This is a genomic window from Streptomyces sp. HUAS CB01 (genome assembly GCF_030406905.1).
GTDB lineage: Bacteria > Actinomycetota > Actinomycetes > Streptomycetales > Streptomycetaceae > Streptomyces > Streptomyces chengbuensis.
Genome location: NZ_CP129137.1, coordinates 242,002 through 259,658, shown reverse-complemented (window position 1 = coordinate 259,658; position 17,657 = coordinate 242,002). Strand labels below are relative to the sequence as shown.

Here is a 17,657-nt window from a genome sequence, read left to right as displayed (position 1 = left end):
CGCCGCGGGAAGGAGAGGGGTGAGGACGGCGCATGCCGGAGTGGACCTGGCAGTACGAGGGCCATGACCCCGCGGCCGAGCGGCTGCGTGAATCACTGTGCACGCTCGGCAACGGATACTTCGCCACACGGGGGGCCGTACCCGAGAGCAGGGCCGGCCTGGTGCACTACCCGGGGACCTACCTGGCCGGATGCTACAACCGCCTGGAGTCCACCGTGGCAGGCCGCCCGGTGGTGAACGAGGACCTGGTCAACCTCCCGAACTGGCTGCCCCTGCGGTTCCGTCTCCGCTCCGCCGGAGGTCCGGCCGGGCGGTGGTTCACCGCGGACTCCCGCACGTTCCTGCAGTATCGGCACAGCCTGGATCTGCGGCGTGCCACGCTCATGCGCACGTTCCGCTACCAGGACGAGGTGGCCGGCGTGCTGAGGGTGGAGCAGGTCCGCCTGGTGCACATGGCAGATCCTCATCTGGCGGTCCTGCGCACCGTGTTCACCGCCGAGGACTGGTCGGGAGAGATCGAAGTCGAGTCGGCGATCGACGGTGATGTGGTCAACGCCAACGTGCACCGGTACCGGTCCCTCAACCGGAGCCACCTGGCCCATGTGCAGACCGGGGTGGAGGAGTCCGACACCGTGTGGCTGCGCTGCCGTACCAACAGATCCGACGTCGGTGTCGCCATGGCGGCGCGTACGGTCGTTCACGGTCGGGAGCCGACGTCGTCGCGGCTGCATCCCTCGCGACACCGAGCCGTCCGCCGTCTGGTGATCCCCATTGCTCCCGGCGTACCCGTCGTCGTGGACAAGACCGTGGCGTTGCACACCTCACGCGACCCGGCGATCAGCGATCCGCTCGGAGCAGCGGTCGAGCGGGCGACCACGGCCGCCGACTTCGCCGCCCTGATGGAGTCCCACGTCACCGCATGGGCCCAGTTGTGGCGGCACGCCGACGTCCAGGTGCCGGGCCAGGCCGGTCGCGTCCTGCGTCTGCACCTTTTCCACGTCCTGCAAACGCTGTCGCCGCACACCGCGGACCTCGACGTCGGCGTGCCGGCCCGAGGACTGCACGGTGAGGCGTACCGCGGGCATGTCTTCTGGGACGAGTTGTTCGTGCTGCCCTATCTGAACCTGCACTTCCCCGAGGTCTCCCGTGCGCTGCTGAACTACCGGTACCGGCGCCTTCCGCAGGCGTGCCGCTCCGCCCGGAAGGCGGGGCGGGCCGGGGCGATGTACCCGTGGCAGAGCGGCAGCGACGGCCGTGAGGAGACCCAAAGACTGCATCTCAACCCCCGCTCGGGCCGGTGGTTGCCGGACCACACCCACCTCCAGCACCACGTGGGCTCGGCGATCGCGTACAACGTCTGGCGGTACTGCGAGGCCACGGGTGACACGGAGTTCCTGCACACCAAGGGTGCGGAGATGGTCCTGCAGATCGCCCGCTTCTGGGTGGACACCGCCGCCTTCGACCCCGAGCCGGGCCGCTACCGCATCCGCGGGGTCGTCGGCCCCGACGAGTACCACGACAGCTACCCGGGTGCCGACCGGCCCGGACTGGACGACAACGCCTACACCAACGTCACCGCCGCCTGGGTGATCGGCTGTGCCGTGGACCTCGTGCGGCGCCTTCCGGCATGGCGCCGCCGGGAACTCCTCGAGCGCGTGGAGCTGGACATCGGCGAGCTTCCCAGGTGGGAAGAGGTGTCGCGGCGGCTGATGGTGCCTCACCACCAGGGCGTCATCAGCCAGTTCGACGGCTACGGCGACCTCGAGGAGCTCGACTGGGACGCCTACCGGGAGCGGTACGACGACATCCGGCGCCTCGACCGGATACTCGAGGCCGAGGGGGACACGGTCAACCGCTATCAGGCCTCCAAACAAGCCGACGTCCTCATGCTCGGCTACCTCTTCTCGCCCGCCGAGCTGCGGCAACTGTTCCACCGTCTCGGATACGAGCTCGACGACGAACTCTGGCGCAGGACGGTCGACTACTACCTGCGGCGCACCAGCCACGGCTCCACCCTCAGCGGTCTCGTCCACGGCTGGGTCCTTGCCCGCGTCAGACGGGCCGACGCCTGGAAGTACTGCAGGGAGGCACTGGAGGCGGACATCGCCGACATCCAGGGCGGCACCACCGGCGAAGGCGTCCACCTCGGGGCCATGGCCGGAACCCTCGACCTGGTCCAACGCGGCCTGACCGGCTTGGAGACCCGCGAGGAGGCACTGTGGCTGGATCCGGTGCCGCTTCCCGCGCTGTCCGAGTACGGATTCTCGCTGCGGTATCGCGGCCACTGGGGCGTCGGCGTACGACTGCGACGGGGACAGTTGCGGATCGTCGTACCCGCCTCGGAGGAATTGCCGATCCGGGTGGTCCTGACCGACCGGGCCGTCACCGTCGCACCGGGGGAGACCTGCACGCTGGTGCTGCCGACGGCATGATGCCGCCTGGGCCGGGACGGCGTGCGCCTGGCATGCGTACGGGATGCCGACGACCCACACTGGCATGGGGGGCCGGTAGGGAGGGCGGTGCTCCCCCTCCGCGCAGATCGCGAGGCACGAAGGAGACGGCTATGACCACGGCACGGGAAATCATGCACGCCGGTGCCACGTGCATCCAGGAGAGCGAGACCCTGGCGGACGCGGCGCGCCGGATGAGTGAGCTGGACGTCGGCGCACTGCCGATCTGCGGGCCGGACGACCGGCTCCACGGGATCATCACCGATCGCGACATCGTGGTGAAGTGCCTTGCCAAGGGCAAGGACCCGAAGACCATGACCGCGGGCATGCTCGAGCAGGGCAAGCCGGTCACGATCGACGCCGGTGCCGACTCGGGCGAGGTCCTGCAGGCCATGGAGCAGCACCGGATCCGCCGGCTGCCGGTCGTCGAGAACCACCGCCTGGTGGGGATGATCAGCGAATCGGACCTCGCACGCCGGCTGCCGGAAGAGCAGGTGGGGCATTTCGTCGAGGCCGTGTGTGCTGCGAAGTGACCACCGTCCCACCGGACTCGAAGGAATCGCCGTCCGGCCGGTGCTGCGCGAACGGGCCGTCACCGTGGCGCCCCGCTCCGTTCACGCGCATCCCTCTCAGCGGCGTGTCTGCGGGGGACCGAGAGCAGCGGCGACACATGCTCGTCGCGCCGATCGGGGACCTCGGCCGCATGCTCGGAAGTTCGTCCAAGGAGTGTCATCATGAGGTTCTCGCGAGTTCGCACGGCACATGCCGTGACCGCCCCGCTGGTTGCCGTCCCGCTCCTGCTGGGCGCGTTCGCCCCCCACACCTACGCGCAGGCGCCGACGCCCGGTCCGACGGGAACGTTCGGGCCCGACTGCTCGGAATTGCCCCGGAGCGGAGGAGGAAGTGTCGCCGCCATGGCCGAGCAGAAGGTGGCGGACGCCGCGGCAGGAAGCCGCCAGCTGGCACAGCTGACGGCGGCGTTGAAGCAGGCCAGACTGGACGACACCCTCAACCGATCGAACAACATCACCCTCTTCGCGCCCACCAACCACGCCTTCAACAGCATGTCCCAGGCAGAGCGCGACTCACTGCTGAACGACCCGGAGCGGTTGAAGAAGGTACTGACCTACCACGTGGTGGACGCTGACGTCACCCCGAGCGAGCTGCCGAACGGCTCGTTCAAGACGCTGGAAGGCTCGCAGCTCACCACCTCCGGCTCCGGTACATCGTTCAAGGTCAACAACACGGCGGACATCGTCTGCGGCAACATCACCACCGCCAACGCCACCGTCTACCTCATTGACGCGCTCCTCACCCCTCCTGACTGACACGGCCGGGGCGCCTTCGCCGACAGCCGAGGGGCGACTGCCGGCTGCGACCGGACGAGGCTGGTGGCGTTCGCACGACGGCGTCGCCGTGCTCCCGAGGAGGGTGCGGGTTCCTCGCAACCCGTTCGCAGGGCCGCGACGTCCTCGGCCCATCCACCGCGACCGGCGGGGAACGAGCCGCTCCCGGGAAGGCGGGCACTCAGGGCCCGAGTGACCCCTGAGGTGGGTCCGATGTGCCCTGGTGCTCTCTCTCGGAACGGGTGGAGAGTGGAAGGGTCCCGGGAGGTGGGTCACGATGATGTACTGGAATGGTGGCTGGGCCTGGATGACTTTCATGCCCTTGCTGTGGATCGCGTTGATCGGCCTGGTGGTGTGGGCGGTGATCCGGCTCACGCAGCAGTCTTCCGGTCGCCACGACGCGGCGGACCGCCGGAAGACATCGAGGGAAACGCCGGAAGAGATCCTCGACCGTCGCTTCGCCTCCGGCGAGATCGACCCGGATTCGTACGCCGAAGCGCGCAAACGCCTCGCGGCCCACCGGCCGGGGAGCCCGTGACCAGGCTCCGGCTCTCGGGCGGCCACTGGCGGCGACGTCGAACGCCGCGAGCCCGACGGCAGGGCGCTGCCTAGGTGACTGGTGGGTGAACCGACCTCGCTTGCGGCCGTCCCGGCAGTGGGTCCCGGTCGCCGCACCACAGCTGGATGGTTGCCCTCATCCGGCACGGGCGACCAGGAAGTCGGCGGTACCGGAGAGAGTCGTGAGCTGTGGCGTGTCCTCGTCCTCGATGCGGACTCCGGAACGATCGCTGAGAGCCTCGACGAAGCCCAGGAAGTCCAGCGAGTCCATCTCCAGGGCATCGCGGAAGGAGTCGTCGGGGCCCAGGGCATCGAAGTCGGCGCCCGGTACGACGCGGGAGATCGAGTCCTTGACCAGTTCCAGTGCTTCGGTGCGGTTCACAATTGCTCCGGATTCTGCAACAGACGGTCGACCGCCGTCAGATAGCGGGCACCGACAGCTCCGTCCGTCGCTCGGTGGTCTGCGGACAGGGTGGCCGTGACCACAGGCCTCACGCCGAGCAGGCCGTCCACGGCGCTCGGCCGGTCGCCGACCCGTCCGAAGCCGACGAGGGCCACCTGGGGCGGGTAGATCACGCCGTAGACGGTCTCCACCCCCTGGTCGCCGAGGTTGGTGACCGTGAGCGTGGGGGCCGAGACCTCGGATCCGCGCAGCCGGCCTGTGCGGGCGCGGACGACCAGGTCTTTCAGCCCGGCCATCAGCTGCCGCAGATCGAGGGTGTCGGCGTTGTGCAGGGCCGGGGCGACGAGGCCGCCCCCGCGGAGGGACACCGCCACGCCGAGGTGCACACCGTCACCCGGCACGAATCCGCCGTCGACCCAGTAGCCGTTGAGTTCGGGCACCTCGCGGGCCGCACAGGCGGCCGCCTTGAGCAGCAGGGCTGCGGGCAGCAGCCGTTCACCGACCGGGCTGCGCCGGTTGTGCTCGTGCAGCCAGTCCATGGCGGCGGCCATGTCGACGTTCGTGGACAGGTAGTAGTGCGGGATGTCCCGGTTGGCGCGGGTCATCAGTGCGGCGATCGCCTGGCGCATCGCGGAGGCCCGGTCCTCCGCGGTCCGCGGCCGGGATGCGCGGTGCGCGGGCGCGGGCGCGGTGGCGCCACCCGGCGCGGCGCTGCGCACGTCCGCGGCACGGACGGCGCCGTCCTTGCCCGTGCCTCTCAGCGAGCCCAGATCGACGTGCAGTTCGGCGGCGAGCCGTCTGGCCAGCGGAGTGGCCCGGACCCGCGGGGGCCGCGCGGCACCGCCGGCGGCGCGCTCGACGTCGCTCCGGGTGACGCGCCCTCCGGGTCCGGAACCGTGCAGCGCCGCCCAGTCCAGGCCGCTGCGCTCCGCGAGGTGCCGGAGCAGCGGGCCCGCTTCGGCGTGCCCGTGCGCGCGGGCGGCGTTCGGCGCCGGCGCACGGGCCGCCTCGGTTCCGGAGGGCGGCGCCGCACGATGCGGCTGCGGCAGGGGCGGCGTAGGCTCCTCCGGCTCCTCCGGCTCCTCCGGCTCCTCCGGCTCCTCCGGCTCCCCACGCGCTTCACGTGCCCTGGCGAACGGCACGATCAGCGCGAGCGCCGTGCCGACCGGCACCGTCGTACCGGGCTCGACGAGCAGTTCCTCCACCGTGCCGCTCTCGAAGCACTCCACCTCGATGGTGGACTTCGCGGTCTCGACGACCGCGACTGCCTCACCTTTGCGGACCCGCTCACCGGGCCTTACCAACCACTCCTGGAGAGTTCCCTCGTCCATGTCGGCGCCGAGGGACGGCATGGTGAACGCGCCCATGGTCAGCCCACCGCCCGGTGCGCCGCCGCGACGACGTCGGCGGTCTGGGGCAAGGCCGCCTCCTCCAGGCGCCTGGCGTACGGAATGGGGACCTCGGCGCTGCACACGCGCTCCACGGGGGCGTCGAGTTCGTAGAAAGAGTCCTCGGCGATACGGGCGGACACCTCGGCGGCCAGACTTCCGCTGCGCCATGCCTCGTCGATGACGACCGCCCGGTGCGTGCGGGCCACCGAGGAGGCGATCGCCGCGTCGTCGAGCGGCCGGAGCGTGCGGAGATCGAGCACCTCGGCACTGATGCCGTCGGTGGCCAGCTCGTCCGCCGCTTCCAGGGCCTTGGGCAGCGAACCGCCGTACGCGATCAGGGACACGTCGGTGCCGGGCCTGCGGACCGCGGCGTGGTCCAGGCCCACGGGCGAGGCGGACGCGTCGAGTTCACCGGAGGCGTTGTAGAGGCTGCCGTGCTCGAAGATCAGCACCGGATCGGGGTCGGTCAGTGCCGGGGCCAGCATGGTGCGGGCGTCGTCGATGGTGGCCGGAGCGACGACGCGAATGCCGGGGATGTGCGCGTACCAGCCCTCCAGGCTGTGCGAATGCTGCGCGGCCAGCTGCCGTCCCGCCCCCGTCGTCATGCGGATCACCAGCGGTACGGGCAGCTGGCCGCCCGACATGTGCAGCAGCGTGGCCGCGTTGTTGAGGATCTGGTCGAGGGCCAGCAGGCTGAAGTTCACGGTCATGATCTCCACGATCGGCCGCAGCCCCGCCAGCGCCGCGCCGATCCCCGCGCCCACGAACGCGGACTCCGAGAGGGGGGTGTCGCGGACCCGCTCCGGACCGAACTCCTCCAGCAGGCCGAGACTGACACCGAAGCATCCGCCGTACCGGCCCACGTCCTCGCCCATCAGGAAGACGCGGTCGTCGGAGCGCAGGGCCTCGCGCAGCGCCTCCCGCAATGCCTCCCGGTAGGTGGTCGTCGCTTCCCGGGGCCCTCCGCCGGCAGCCATGTCAGTCCCCCTCCGGCGAAGCGCTGGTGACATGGCGCAGCAGATCCCGGACCGGTTCCTCGGGCGCCTGTTCCGCCGCTTCGACAGCGCGGTCGACCTCTTCGGCGACCTGCTTCTCGAGCCGCGCGAGCTCGCGTTCGCCCAGCCGGCCCTCTTCGCGCATGCGGTCGGCGAGCCGGGTGATGGGGTCGCGGGCCTTCCACTGCTCGACCTCCGCCTTGTCCCGGTAGCGGTCGGGGTCGTACATGGAGTGGGCACGGAAGCGGTACGTGCGCAGCTCCAGGAAGTGCGGTCCGGCGCCCGCCCGGACCGCACCGGCCGCCCGGCGGGCGGCCGACTCGACGGCCTCCACGTCCATGCCGTCCACGGCCCATGCCACCATGCCGTACGAGGCGGCCCGCAGGGCCAGGTCGGTCTGGGCCTCGTGCCGCTCGAGGGCGGTACCCATGGCGTACCGGTTGTTCTCGCAGACGAGAAGCAGCGGCAGGCCCCAGAGGGCGGCGAGGTTCGCGGTCTCGTGGAACTCGCCCTCGGCGAAAGCGCCGTCGCCGAAGAAGCAGCAGGTGACATGAGGCCGGGCACGCATGTGATCGGCGAGGGCGAGGCCGGCGGCCAGGGGGATGCCGCCCGCCACGATCGCGTTGCCACCGTAGAAGCGTCGGCTCGCGTCGAACAGGTGCATGGACCCGCCGCGGCCCCCGCTGCAGCCGGTCGCCTTGCCGTACATCTCCGCCATGACGGCTTCGGCGGGGATGCCGCGGGCGAGCGCGTGGCCGTGCTCACGGTAGGTGGAGACGACCGCGTCCTCGGGTGTCAGCGCCTCGCTGACACCGACGGCGACGGCCTCCTCGCCGATGTAGAGGTGGACGAAGCCGCGGATCTTCGCGGCGCTGTACAACTCGACGCATCGCTCCTCGAAGCGCCGGATGCGCAGCATCGCCTCGAGCAGTGCCGCCCTGTGCCGTGCGTTCGACTGGTCGGCGCCCACCGCGTTCCGGCTGCCGGTCGCGGTCTTCCTCGCAGGCTTCGACGTGGATGAGGTCTTCCGGGGGCGGCTGCCGCGGGCCACGGTCATGCGGATTCCTCCAAGGTCGACAGATCGCCGGTCGGCAGGCCGAGTTCACGCGCACGGAGCACACGGCGCATGACCTTGCCGCTGCGGGTCTTCGGCAGGTTCTGGTCGAACGCGATCTCCCTCGGCGCGACAGCGGGACCCAGCTTGCGCCGGGAGAAGGCCAGCAGTTCCCGTTCCAGATCGAGGGACGGCTCGATGCCGGGGCGCAGCGACACGAACGCCTTGACGATGCTCCCGGCGACGGGGTCCGGTCGGCCGATCACTCCCGCCTCCGCGACCGACACGTGCTCCATCAGCGCGCTCTCCACTTCGAACGGGCCGATCAGATGTCCCGCCGACTTGATGACGTCGTCGGCCCGTCCGACGAACCAGTACCAGCCGTCCGCATCCCGCCTGGCCAGATCACCGGTCAGGTACCAGCCGCCCGCGAACGCGGCCCGGTAGCGCTCCTCGTCGTGCAGATAGCCGCGGAACATCGAAGGCCAACCGGGCCGCAACGCCAACTCACCCACCGCACCGGGGCTGTCGACCTCCCTGGCCCGCCCGTCGGCGATCAACGCCCGGCCGTCCTCGCCCTGCTCCAGCACGGCTGCCTCGACCCCGGGCAGCGGGCGCCCCATCGAGCCGGGACGGATGTCGCACGCCGCGAAGTTGGCGATCATGATGCAGCCGGTCTCGGTCTGCCACCAGTTGTCGTGGACCGGAAGACCCAGCACGTCCCGGCCCCACAGCACGGCCTCGGGGTTGAGCGGTTCGCCGACCGAGGCGATGAACCGCAGATGAGAGAGATCGTACGAGCGTGGCAGGTCGTACGGTCCCTGGCGGGGGGTGGCGCGCATGAGCATACGCAGCGCCGTCGGGGCGGTGTACCAGACGGTGACCCGCTGTTCGGCGAGAATCCGGTACCACCGGCTGGCGTCGTAATCCCCCTCGTCGACGACGACGGTCACGCCGTGGACGAGCGGAGCGATGATTCCGTACGACATGCCGGTGACCCAGCCGGGGTCGGCGGTGCACCAGTACACGTCTCCTGGGTGCAGGTCGAGTGCGAACGCGGCGGTGGCGTAGTGGGCCACCACCGCCTCGTGCACGTGGACGGCACCTTTGGGGGTGCCGGTGGTGCCACTCGTGAAGTGCAGCAGGGCCATGTCCTCCGGCGACGTCGGCGGGATCGCGAACGTGGCGGCCGCGGCGGACATCAGGCCGTCGAAGGAGACCGTTCCGGGTAGTTCCTCCGCTCCGGACCCCACGATGAGTACATGCTTCAGCCCGGGCAGTGATGAACGCAGCTGCGCCACCTTGCGCCGGTACAGGGTGGCGGTTGTCACCAGGACCCGGGCATCGCCCAGACGCAGCCGCTGCTCGACCGGGTCAGGGCCGAACGCGGAGAAGAGCGGACACAGCACGCTGGTGTTCTTCAACGTGCCCAGCACAGCCGTGTACAGCTCGGGACAGCGTCCGAGCAGGGTGAACACCCGGTCGCCGCGGCCGATGCCGAGTGATTGCAGAAGGTCGGCGAAGCGTGATGTGCGAACCGCCAGCTCGGCGTAGGTGACCGTCGAGACGGCGTTGTCGCGGGCGATGCAGCACAGCGCGACCCTGTCTCCGCGGCCCTGGGCGACATGCCGGTCGACCGCCTCGTGCGCCATGTTCAGGCCGCCTCCGGGCAGGCCCGCCAGTTCGCTGCGCGCCTGCGACCACGTGAAGCCGGCGCGAGCCTTCTCGTAGTCGGCGAGGTTGGGCGGGACGCCGGGCACCGCGTCCTTGTGGATCGTCTTCCCGCGCATGCGCTCCTCCCGACGACTGCCCCGCCTCCAGCGTCGCGGATCGGGAACCGCGGCGCACGGCGACGCGGTCTGCCTGTCCGGCGGGGTCCGGAACCGCATACGGCGTGCGGACACGGCAGCCCGTGGACTCGGACGTCGCTTCCCGTGCTTCCGGAGGCACGGCGCTGCACCACTTCGCCGCGCCTCTCGTCGTCATGGCACCTCCGCCCACCCGCCGCGCAGCAGGGCCGACCGGTCCAGTCCGGTGGGTCCGACAAGCCCAGGCCGGACCGCTCCGGGCGCATCCCTCGCCATGAGCGGCGATGGGTCGTTCGGCGCCAGGGAGGGACGTTCGGCCCTCGGCAAGTGCGTCCCCGAAAGTGACGCTTGGAGTACGCCGCGGTGAACGCGCGAAAAGGCCTCGCGCCCCGGCCGTCGCCCGGCACTCCAGTCCCGCACTTCCGCTGCTGATGGAGGTAGACGATGACGACAGGGAACGGCGGACACACGCCACAGACCACCGATCAGCGTCTGCGCCGGCTGGAATCGCAGGTGGAGACGCTCGCCGGTGCCATCAAGGCTCTCGCCGAAGGCCTCGAGCCGATTCCGTCCCAGGACGTGAAGCAGGACGAGCAAGCGGCCCGCGGCGCCCGCATGGCCCATGAGCTGTTGCTCTCGCAAGGGCTGTAGCACCACACCCCGCGTCACCGACGAGCCGGTCCGGTCATGCGGTGATCGCCGACTCGGCATCGAAGGGGCTGCCAGATGCAGATCCAGTACATGATGAACACGCCGCCGGTCTGTGTGTCCGAAGCCGAACCGCTCGAGAGCGCCGCACGCCACATGGCCGATGCAGGCGTCGGAGCGCTCCCGGTGGTCGACGGCGACCGGGTGATCGGCGTCGTCACCGAACGAGATCTGGTGGTCCGGGCGATGGCCCGGGGCCTGTCGACGGGGTCTCCGGTCAAAAGGGTCATGTCGACCGACCCCGTGACCGTGGAGGCGGACACCGCCGTGGCGGTCGCCATCCTCATCATGCGATCGGCCCGGGTGCGTCACCTCCCGGTGGTGGCGGAGGGACGCCTCATCGGCATCGTCTCCTTCGACGACCTGTTCTGGCAGCTCACTCAGGAGCTCTCGGATCTGGCAGTCGTGGTGGACGCCGCCCGGAAGGTGCCCCAGGTCTTCCACGGGACGGACAAGGCTCCGCTGCTCGACGGTTGACACCCCTTCCACCGGTCTGCGCCGACAACGGTCGAGTCGGGAGTACGAGGTGCGAGCGACGTTTCCCATGGGACGTATCGCCGGCGTCAGGGTCGGAGTGCACTGGAGCGTGCTCCTCGTCTTCGCCGTCATCGCGCTGGGCCTCGCCCAGGGGCGCCTGCCGGAGACGCACCCCGGCCACCCCGCCGTCCTGTACTGGCTGACCGGCCTGTCCGCGGCGGTCGTCTTCTTCGCCTCCCTGCTCGCCCACGAGATCGCCCACGCCGTCGTGGCCCGCCGTAACGGCGTCGAAGTCGAGGACATCGTCCTCTGGCTGCTGGGTGGAGCTGCCCGGCTCAAGACGGAGGCCTCCAGCCCCGCCGCAGAGGTGCGCATCGCCGGTATCGGCCCGCTCCTCAGTCTGGCGCTCGGCGGCGTCTTCGCGGCCGGGGCATGGCTGGCCGCCCGGGCCTCCGCGCCAGGTCTCGTGGTGGAGGGCATGACCTGGCTGGCCGGAATCAATCTGCTGCTCGCCGTGTTCAACGCCGTTCCTGCGGCACCGCTCGACGGCGGAAGGCTCCTGCGGGCTTTCCTCTGGTGGCGGACGGGGGACCGGCTGCGGGCGACGAAGGGGGCGGCGACCGCAGGCCGGCTCTTCGGATGGTTCCTTGCACTGTGGGGACTGCTCCTGCTGATGAGGACGGGTTCCTTCGGCGGGCTCTGGCTTGCCGTGCTGGGCTGGTTCCTCATCGCGGCGGCCACCTTGGAGAGCAGGCAGGCGGAGCTGCGCGCCACGCTCACCGGCGTCCCGGTCCGTGATGCCATGACTGCTGATCCGGTCTCGGTCCGGGCCGGCCTCACCGTCGAAGGATTCCTGTCCGACCCGCTGTACCGGTTCCGGCACTCCGCGTTCCCGGTGACCGGGGACGACGGCGCCCCCGTCGGCCTCGTGACCCTGGAGGCCGCGCGGGCGGTACGGCGTGAACGGCAGGCGGTCGTGACCGTGGGCGACGTGATGCTGCCGCTGGCCGAGGTCACCGTGGCGCTTCCGGACGAGGGGCTGGCGGAGCTGCTGCCCCGCATCCAGCCGGGCGGCGCCCATCGAGTGCTGGTCCTCGACGGCAGCCGGCTCGTCGGCATCCTCTCCGCGTCGGACATCAGCCGCACCGTGACGTGGCTGATGAACCCCGGCCCCGGGCGAAGCGGCCGCGCGTGAGGGCCCTGTTCCCGTACGGCCACGACGAAGTGACACGTGGCGCTGCGCACCTGTGTCGGCCTCGTTCTCGGAGGTCGCCCGCCGAGCTGAACGACGGATCGCGGGTGGGGTGCTGGGGTGCGGGTGCGGCAGGACCTGGTCAGGGGCCCGGTGTCCTCCTCGGCGACTGTCAGTGCTCGCTGGTGGCGACGTAGGTCCCGTGCCAGGTGTGGTCCCACACCGCGCCGGTGGAGGCGTTGACCGAGAGCATGCCGTCGATCTTCCCGTTGCGCAGCGTGTGCAGGGTGTAGTAGCCGGGGAACGCCTCGGCCTCGCCGGCAACCAGGTCGCTGCCCCGGTCGCGCAGCCACTTCAGGGCGCGGTCCCGGGCCTGGTCGGGGGAGACGCGGGTCCGGGTCTGACCACCGACGTGCATGCCGTAGCCGGTGTTCCACATCATCGCCGGGCCGTACTCGATCCCGGTGTCACCGTCGGTCGGGTCGACGAGGATCTCGGTGGCCAGTTCACCGCCGGGGGTCTCCAGCTCGGCGTAGAAGTTCTTCGAGAACTGCATGACCTCACCGACCCGCAGGTCGAGCCTGTCGGCGAAGGCATCGGCCCGCTGCCGGGCCTGGTCCAGGGTGGTCACCGGGGTGCCGTCGCCCCGCTGCCAGTAGTGCCCGCCCATCATGCCCGGCCCCCACGAGCAGTCATCGCGGCCCATCATTCCCGGCCCCATGCCGGGCCCCCACGAGTCCCAGTCGTCCCAGTCGTCGCCCGATGTGCCCGCCCTCCAGCAATCGCTGCCGGAGGGACTTGGCACGGCGGCCGGGCGAGGAGAGGCGCCCCGGGAGGTGTTGCCGACTTCCGCGCATCCGGCGGCCAGCGTGCCGGCCAGCGCGAGGGCCGCCAGCGCGGCGGCGGCCCGGCTGCTCGTGCTGGGCATGATCATCACCCTTCCGGCCGTTCCTGCTGCGGCCGCTGGAGCGGGCGCCTGCGGGTCCGTCCGTTTCAGCCTCCCTCCGGGGTGCACGACCCGCCCAGGGCCGTCCGGGCCCGGCGGGTGCACCGATCGGCCCGGACCTGGTCGCCTGCGTGGGGCTGCACAGGAAGGCCGGGAAGTCGAACTCGTCCGCGACGACGGCTGCGAAGACGACGGTGGCCGGCCGGCCGCGCCCGGCACCACGTCGTCGTACTCGGGCGAAGGCCGCACGACGCCCTCCTGGTCCCGCTCACCCGGCCTGGCACAACGCCTCGCCGTCTCGCGCAGTCGCAGGCGTTCAGCCCGGGGAACCGGCGCCCTCAGCGCCGGCGGCGCCACCGTCCAAGGTGAGTTGGGCGTGGTGGAAGTCGAAATGCTGCGTCGGGTAGCGGTAGATGTCGGCGAGCGTCATGAAGTCCTTGAAGAACGGATCCCAGCGCGTGGGGTAGTGCATCCCGCAGGCAAGGGCATCCTCGGGCTCCGCCACGAGCTTGCGGTGCAGTGTGTCGACGAGGTCGTCGAACGCGGCGCCCATCCGGCGCCGCCCGTAGACCTTGACGGCCCCGCACGGACCGAGATGGTTGATGAGGTCGAACGGCACCGTCGACGCATCCAGCAGCCGGGCGAACCACCTCCCCACGACCGCGGGAAGCCGCCCGAACAAGCGCGCCAGGAACAGCAGCCGCACGGTGACCATGTAGCCGAAGAGCATGTGCCACAGCAACTGCTCGTTGTTCCACCGGGTTCCGCTGGTGGGTCGGGCCAGGTCGGACTCGGAGGCGGTGTCGAGGAGATGATGGAAGGTCCGCCGGACCCGCTCGAGGTCGTCGTACACCGCTTGCCGATCCATCGGATGCGCGTGCGCCATGGCTGCTGCTCTCGGTCGATGCCCAAGTTCCGCCGGGAAGGTGATGATGCCCCGACCAGACACCCTGTACGGCGTCAGCGTGCGAAGCCGGTTGAGGGCGGGCCCAAGGGACACAGCAGGGCCTCAGCGTACGAGGACGGCTTCCCCCGACCGGGGCACGACCGCGGTCCAGCCCAGCTCCCGGTCGATGCGCTCGCGCAGGGTCGCGGCGGCGTCGGGCTCGCCGTGCACCAGGTAGGTCGTGTGAGGGGCGGGTGCACTCCGCAGCCAGTCCAGGAGCTGTCCGGCGTCGGGGTGCGCCGAGAAGTGCGGGACGTCGGCGATCTCGGCGCGCACGGGCACGTACTCGCCGAACATCTTGAGGGTGCGTGCCCCGTCGACCAGGTCCCGGGCCCGGGTTCCCTCGGCAGCGAAACCCACGATCACCACAGCGTTGCGCGGATCGGGCAGCACACGCCGCAGATGGTGCAGTACACGGCCGCCGGTCGCCATGCCGGCCGAGGAGACGATGACGGACGGGCCCGGGGCGCGGTTGATCTCGATGGACTCCTGGACGGTGCGTGCGACCACGAACGGCTCCGGGCCGAGGTCGGCCGCGCCGTGCGTGGCGACGTCGGGACGCAGCTCCGGCGCCCGTGCCCGGACGGCCTCCAGGTACACGTCCAGGGCGGCGAGGGCCATGGGGCTGTCCACGTACACCGGCACCGACACGGGCAGGACACCCGCGCGGCGCAGTCCGGCGAGCTCGTGCAGGACGACCTCGGTGCGGTCGACGGCGAAGGCGGGGACGACCACCGTGCCGCCGCGGCCGAGCACACGGGTCAGTACGTCGGAGAGGCGGGCGCGTCCCGCTTCGTCGTCGTGCCGGCGGTTGCCGTACGTCGATTCCACGAGGAGCACGTCCGCGCCGGAGAAGGGCTCGGCCGGGCGGAGCAGCGGGTGCCCGGGGCGGCCGAGGTCTCCGCTGACGGCCAGGCTGTGCCCGTCCTCCAGCGTGAGGTGTGCCCAGGTCGATCCGAGGATGTGGCCGGCGCCGCGAAGCGTCAGTCGGATCCCTGCCACGATCTCGATCTCCTTGTCGGGTGGCACCGGGTCGAAGTACGTCAGCGTGGTTTCGACGTCGTGATCGTCGTACAGCGGTCTGGCGGGCCGGTGCTTGGACCAGGCCCGCTCATTGGCGTGCCGGGCCTGCTCCATCTGGAGGCGCGCGCTGTCACGCAGCACGATCTCCGCAAGCCGGGCCGTGTACGGACTGGTCAGTATCGGGCCGCGGAAGCCGTTGCGGACGAGGCGGGGCAGATAGCCGCAGTGGTCGAGATGGGCGTGGGTCACGACCACGGCGTGGATGTCCGCGGCGTCGCACGGCAGCGGACGCCAGTTGCGGCGGCGCAGGTCCGCGAGCCCCTGGAAGAGTCCGCAGTCGACCAGGATGCGGGCGTGGTCGCTCTCGACGAGGAACTTGCTCCCCGTGACGGTGCCCACGCCGCCGAGGAAGCTCAGGAGTGCCGGCCGGGGTGGCCGGAAGCGGTACGCGCCGGTACCGGCCGCCATGGGGTCCATCAAGGGTGCCGCCTCCTCGCGCTGACGGACGTCTTCCACCTCGCCCCGCGGGGCCTCCTCCGGCGCCTGCGGGACGGGCCCCGGCACGGACCGCCCGCCCGGCGGGACGGGGCCGGCCGGCGATCGGGGGCCGGGCCCGTGCCGCGCCCGGTTCGCTGCCGGGCGCCTCAGGCGTGGGCGACGACCGCCACGGGAGCGGCGATGTGGTGCAGGGCGGAGTGGGTGACGTGGCCGATGTGAGGACCCAGCGCTCCGGAGCGGATGCGTCGGCCGACGACCACGAGGGAGGCGTCACGGGCCTCGTTGACGAGGACCTGCGCGGCGTTGCCGCAACGGCTCGCCTCGATCACCTCGACGTCCGGGAACTTCTGCCGCCAGCGATGCAGCACCTCGTTCAGGAGCGAGGCCTGTTCGCGCTCGAGCCTTTCATGGAGTTCCGCGCCCCCCGAGAGGCCGTAGAAGGAAGGCGGCGGTTCGGGCCAGGCGTGGACGGCCCGCAGGGGGGCCTTTCTGCGGGCGGCGGCGTCGAAGGCGAAGTCCAGCAGCGTGTCGTCCGGGCGGTCGATGTCCAGGCCGAGGACGACGGGCCGGAACGGCGTCGCTGCCGAGGGCACGCCCGCCGCATCCGGCGTGTGCTCGTCGTCGGCCCGCTCTGCGGTCCGTACCAGTACGACCGGTCGCTCGGCGCGGGCGACGACCCCCAGACTCACCGAGCCGACCATGAACCCCGTGAGCCTGCCGAGTCCGCGCGAGCCCAGCACCAGCAGCTCGGCGAAGCCCGCCGCCTCACTCAGGACGTCAGCCGCGGTCCCCGTGGGGTGCTCGGTGACCACCTCGACGCCCGGATGGCGAAGCCGTATGGCGTCCGCCGACTCCTGCGTCATCCGCTCGGCCCAGCGCTGGTGGCTGTCGAGGTCCAGCAGCGGAGTGCGGGCGACGTACCGCGACACGTGCTCCTGGACGTACATGACCTTCAGGGGAAGTCCGCGCAGTAGTGCCTCGCGTGCCGCCCACTCCGCTGCCTCCCGGCTCTCGGGTGAGTCGTCGAGGCCGACGGTGACGGTTCGGGACATGGTCTCCACCTCCGGTGGTGAGCTCTGCCATACCCAGCGTGGCGCCCCGGCCCCGGCGTGATCAGGGGCCACACGGCCCCATCGTCGGGCCGGCCGGTCCTTCCCCGGCGCACGGTCCGGACCGGCCGCCCCGGGTGCGGCACTTCGGGTCCCCGGCCCCGTGCCGGTGCCGGCCCTCATGGCCCTCGCAGAGGCGGCGTCGGCGTTCCGGGAACCGACTCGAGAGCCTCGCCACCCCGGTGCTTCCGCAGTCCGCGGGGACGGGCGCACAGACGGTCGGGCAGGCGCGAAGGATCGTCACATGCGGCGCCCGCACCGTGGTCGTGTCGGTGCGGGCGATCCGGCGGACGATCCGAGCGTGGCGGAGTGCGCCGAAGGGGCGCAACAGGTCTCGGGCCCGGCCCAGGAAGGGCCTGGACGACTCCGTCACCCGCGCGACAGCAGATCCATCACCTGTGGGACCTCAGAACGGCAGCCGGTTCCTCGCCCGGCGCCCCGCCGATCCGGACCGTCCGACAGCCCGGGAACTGCTGTGGAACGACCTGCTGAAGATGCGTCCCAGGAAGCCCGGCGCCTTCCCGCCCGCGCGGGCACCCGTGCCCAGCACACGCTGAGCGCCGTTCTGCGGGTGCCTGGACAGACGCGGCAGAACGAAGGCCAGGACAAGCAGCACCGCGCACAGGGCGATGATTCCGGCAGCCATCATGATGCACTCCTCAGGTCGGGGTCCCCTCCGGCTTCCCCGGAGCGGCCGGAGCATGCCGTCCTCGCCCCGGCGCGTGCCCGGGGGCGAGGCTGAGGCAGCGGTAG

Annotated in this window: 17 protein-coding genes; 7 read left to right on the top strand and 10 right to left on the bottom strand. The window is 71.2% G+C overall.

Features of this window, described 5'->3' with window-relative positions:
- Positions 1–32: 32 nt before the first annotated feature.
- The 4 genes from QRN89_RS01255 to QRN89_RS01240 all read left to right on the top strand — a co-directional run bounded on the left by QRN89_RS01255 (position 33) and on the right by QRN89_RS01240 (position 4,334).
- Positions 33–2,432 carry a glycoside hydrolase family 65 protein gene (locus QRN89_RS01255; protein ID WP_290347470.1) on the top strand — a complete coding sequence of 800 codons (2,400 nt, stop codon included), beginning with the start codon at positions 33–35 and terminating at the stop codon, positions 2,430–2,432.
- A 131-nt stretch (positions 2,433–2,563) separates the two neighbouring features.
- The gene (locus QRN89_RS01250; protein WP_290347469.1) at positions 2,564–2,983 is read left to right on the top strand and encodes a CBS domain-containing protein; all 420 of its coding nucleotides are present in this window, start codon (positions 2,564–2,566) and stop codon (positions 2,981–2,983) included.
- Between the two features lie 201 nt (positions 2,984–3,184).
- The gene (locus QRN89_RS01245) at positions 3,185–3,778 is read left to right on the top strand and encodes a fasciclin domain-containing protein (protein WP_290347468.1); all 594 of its coding nucleotides are present in this window, start codon (positions 3,185–3,187) and stop codon (positions 3,776–3,778) included.
- Between the two features lie 295 nt (positions 3,779–4,073).
- Entirely contained in the window at positions 4,074–4,334 is a 261-nt protein-coding gene (locus QRN89_RS01240) for an SHOCT domain-containing protein (RefSeq protein WP_290347467.1), read from the top strand.
- A 156-nt stretch (positions 4,335–4,490) separates the two neighbouring features.
- On the opposite strand, the gene QRN89_RS01235 is transcribed toward QRN89_RS01240, so the two are convergent.
- Genes QRN89_RS01235 through acsA form a run of 5 tightly spaced genes read right to left on the bottom strand, consistent with a single transcriptional unit; the run spans position 4,491 to position 9,987 of the window.
- Positions 4,491–4,736, bottom strand: a complete 246-nt coding sequence (locus QRN89_RS01235; RefSeq protein WP_290347466.1) for an acyl carrier protein — start codon at positions 4,734–4,736, stop codon at positions 4,491–4,493.
- Positions 4,733–6,124, bottom strand: coding sequence for a dihydrolipoamide acetyltransferase family protein (locus QRN89_RS01230; protein ID WP_290347465.1), 1,392 nt, complete (start codon positions 6,122–6,124; stop codon positions 4,733–4,735). Before QRN89_RS01230 ends, QRN89_RS01235 begins: the two co-directional genes overlap by 4 nt.
- Positions 6,125–6,126: 2 nt before the next feature.
- A complete protein-coding gene (locus tag QRN89_RS01225; RefSeq protein WP_290347464.1) occupies positions 6,127–7,125 on the bottom strand; it encodes an alpha-ketoacid dehydrogenase subunit beta in 999 nt (332 codons plus the stop codon).
- 1 nt (position 7,126) lies between these two features.
- Positions 7,127–8,200, bottom strand: a complete 1,074-nt coding sequence (gene pdhA / locus QRN89_RS01220) for a pyruvate dehydrogenase (acetyl-transferring) E1 component subunit alpha (RefSeq protein ID WP_290347463.1) — start codon at positions 8,198–8,200, stop codon at positions 7,127–7,129.
- Positions 8,197–9,987: an acetate--CoA ligase gene (gene acsA / locus QRN89_RS01215; protein ID WP_290347462.1), complete on the bottom strand. Its 1,791-nt coding sequence runs from the start codon at positions 9,985–9,987 to the stop codon at positions 8,197–8,199. Before acsA ends, pdhA begins: the two co-directional genes overlap by 4 nt.
- A gap of 462 nt (positions 9,988–10,449) precedes the next feature.
- Here acsA and QRN89_RS01210 point away from each other — a divergent pair, with 462 nt between their 5' ends.
- From QRN89_RS01210 to QRN89_RS01200, 3 genes are all read left to right on the top strand, one after another.
- The gene (locus QRN89_RS01210; RefSeq protein WP_290347461.1) at positions 10,450–10,656 is read left to right on the top strand and encodes a hypothetical protein; all 207 of its coding nucleotides are present in this window, start codon (positions 10,450–10,452) and stop codon (positions 10,654–10,656) included.
- 75 nt (positions 10,657–10,731) lie between these two features.
- Positions 10,732–11,190, top strand: a complete 459-nt coding sequence (locus QRN89_RS01205) for a CBS domain-containing protein (protein ID WP_290347460.1) — start codon at positions 10,732–10,734, stop codon at positions 11,188–11,190.
- Between the two features lie 67 nt (positions 11,191–11,257).
- Positions 11,258–12,385 carry a site-2 protease family protein gene (locus tag QRN89_RS01200; RefSeq protein WP_290347459.1) on the top strand — a complete coding sequence of 376 codons (1,128 nt, stop codon included), beginning with the start codon at positions 11,258–11,260 and terminating at the stop codon, positions 12,383–12,385.
- A 169-nt stretch (positions 12,386–12,554) separates the two neighbouring features.
- Here QRN89_RS01200 and QRN89_RS01195 read toward each other — a convergent pair whose 3' ends face one another.
- From QRN89_RS01195 to QRN89_RS01175, 5 genes are all read right to left on the bottom strand, one after another.
- Complete coding sequence (locus tag QRN89_RS01195; protein WP_290347458.1) at positions 12,555–13,310, bottom strand: hypothetical protein; 756 nt, start codon at positions 13,308–13,310, stop codon at positions 12,555–12,557.
- Between the two features lie 334 nt (positions 13,311–13,644).
- Positions 13,645–14,181, bottom strand: coding sequence for a DinB family protein (locus QRN89_RS01190; RefSeq protein ID WP_290347457.1), 537 nt, complete (start codon positions 14,179–14,181; stop codon positions 13,645–13,647).
- 156 nt (positions 14,182–14,337) lie between these two features.
- On the bottom strand, positions 14,338–15,774 hold the full coding sequence (locus QRN89_RS01185) for an MBL fold metallo-hydrolase RNA specificity domain-containing protein (protein WP_290347456.1): 1,437 nt from the start codon (positions 15,772–15,774) through the stop codon (positions 14,338–14,340).
- Positions 15,775–15,941: 167 nt separating this feature from the next.
- A complete protein-coding gene (locus QRN89_RS01180; protein WP_290347455.1) occupies positions 15,942–16,847 on the bottom strand; it encodes a universal stress protein in 906 nt (301 codons plus the stop codon).
- 463 nt (positions 16,848–17,310) lie between these two features.
- Positions 17,311–17,553 (bottom strand): DUF6411 family protein, encoded by a 243-nt coding sequence (locus QRN89_RS01175; protein WP_290347454.1) that lies wholly within the window; start codon positions 17,551–17,553, stop codon positions 17,311–17,313.
- Between the last annotated feature and the right edge of the window lie 104 nt (positions 17,554–17,657).

Coding starts and splice junctions, on each gene's coding strand:
- pdhA (WP_290347463.1), bottom strand. CDS start 8,200: ATGACCGTGGCCCGCGGCAGCCGCCCCCGGAAGACCTCATCCACGTCG.
- QRN89_RS01175 (WP_290347454.1), bottom strand. CDS start 17,553: ATGATGGCTGCCGGAATCATCGCCCTGTGCGCGGTGCTGCTTGTCCTG.
- QRN89_RS01250 (WP_290347469.1), top strand. CDS start 2,564: ATGACCACGGCACGGGAAATCATGCACGCCGGTGCCACGTGCATCCAG.
- QRN89_RS01180 (WP_290347455.1), bottom strand. CDS start 16,847: ATGTCCCGAACCGTCACCGTCGGCCTCGACGACTCACCCGAGAGCCGG.
- QRN89_RS01230 (WP_290347465.1), bottom strand. CDS start 6,124: ATGGGCGCGTTCACCATGCCGTCCCTCGGCGCCGACATGGACGAGGGA.
- acsA (WP_290347462.1), bottom strand. CDS start 9,987: ATGCGCGGGAAGACGATCCACAAGGACGCGGTGCCCGGCGTCCCGCCC.
- QRN89_RS01240 (WP_290347467.1), top strand. CDS start 4,074: ATGATGTACTGGAATGGTGGCTGGGCCTGGATGACTTTCATGCCCTTG.
- QRN89_RS01210 (WP_290347461.1), top strand. CDS start 10,450: ATGACGACAGGGAACGGCGGACACACGCCACAGACCACCGATCAGCGT.
- QRN89_RS01195 (WP_290347458.1), bottom strand. CDS start 13,310: ATGCCCAGCACGAGCAGCCGGGCCGCCGCCGCGCTGGCGGCCCTCGCG.
- QRN89_RS01200 (WP_290347459.1), top strand. CDS start 11,258: ATGGGACGTATCGCCGGCGTCAGGGTCGGAGTGCACTGGAGCGTGCTC.
- QRN89_RS01255 (WP_290347470.1), top strand. CDS start 33: ATGCCGGAGTGGACCTGGCAGTACGAGGGCCATGACCCCGCGGCCGAG.
- QRN89_RS01245 (WP_290347468.1), top strand. CDS start 3,185: ATGAGGTTCTCGCGAGTTCGCACGGCACATGCCGTGACCGCCCCGCTG.
- QRN89_RS01205 (WP_290347460.1), top strand. CDS start 10,732: ATGCAGATCCAGTACATGATGAACACGCCGCCGGTCTGTGTGTCCGAA.
- QRN89_RS01185 (WP_290347456.1), bottom strand. CDS start 15,774: ATGGACCCCATGGCGGCCGGTACCGGCGCGTACCGCTTCCGGCCACCC.
- QRN89_RS01225 (WP_290347464.1), bottom strand. CDS start 7,125: ATGGCTGCCGGCGGAGGGCCCCGGGAAGCGACGACCACCTACCGGGAG.